This window comes from Polaromonas sp. P4_F6 (assembly GCF_056401275.1).
This window is the reverse complement of record NZ_JBFUJQ010000024.1, coordinates 1-657: the sequence shown is the minus strand read 5'-3', so window position 1 is coordinate 657 and position 657 is coordinate 1. Positions and strand designations below refer to the sequence as shown.

Below are 657 nucleotides of genomic sequence, written 5' to 3'. Positions count from 1 at the left end.
CGACTGCGGAGGGGGTCTGGCTAAACTCGCTACGCTGCGCTTCGCTCAGACAACGCCAGCCCTTATCCCTCCTCCGTCTGCGCTGCTCGGCCCAGCCAGGACGGGGCAATCGGGATCGGGGACAGAAGACAAATACCAAAGAAAAAATCAATACAAACAAGGACACGCCATGGCGTGTCCTTGTTGTTTTCGGTTTTCTGTCTTCGGCTGTTTGGTATTCCTGTCCCACCCCTTGTGGATGCGCCGAGGAGCGCAGGGCCAGACGGATCAGGGCTGGCGTTGTCTGAGCCGAAGGCGAGTTTAGCCAGACCCCGGCTGGACCGAGCACCGCAGGTTGCCCGCAGCGAAGCGGAGGGACGCAGCAACCAGGGTCGCCTTTTCTTTGCTTGGCGGTCTCAAGGGTGAAGTGCAACACTGCTCAACCCCAAAGACAGGAGCAGCATGACGAGCCACTACAGACACTTGAGCGCGGAAGACCGTGGAGCCATCATGACGATGAGTCTTCAGGGATGCAGCGCCAGAGCTATCGGGCGCGCCTTGTGCCGAGCCCCCAGCAGCATCACGCGTGAACTGCGGCGCAACGGCTACCTGCCTGTTGCCCATCAAACACACATGGGCAGGCCCAAACACACATGGGCAGGCCCCGAATCGCAGGAG

The 657-nt window shown here is 60.6% G+C and carries 1 protein-coding gene; it reads left to right on the top strand.

Annotated elements, in window-relative coordinates; all coding sequences use genetic code 11:
• Positions 1-441: 441 nt before the first annotated feature.
• A partial coding sequence (locus tag AC1DUN_RS24170; RefSeq protein WP_477716196.1) for a helix-turn-helix domain-containing protein occupies positions 442-657 on the top strand: 216 nt, incomplete at its 3' end.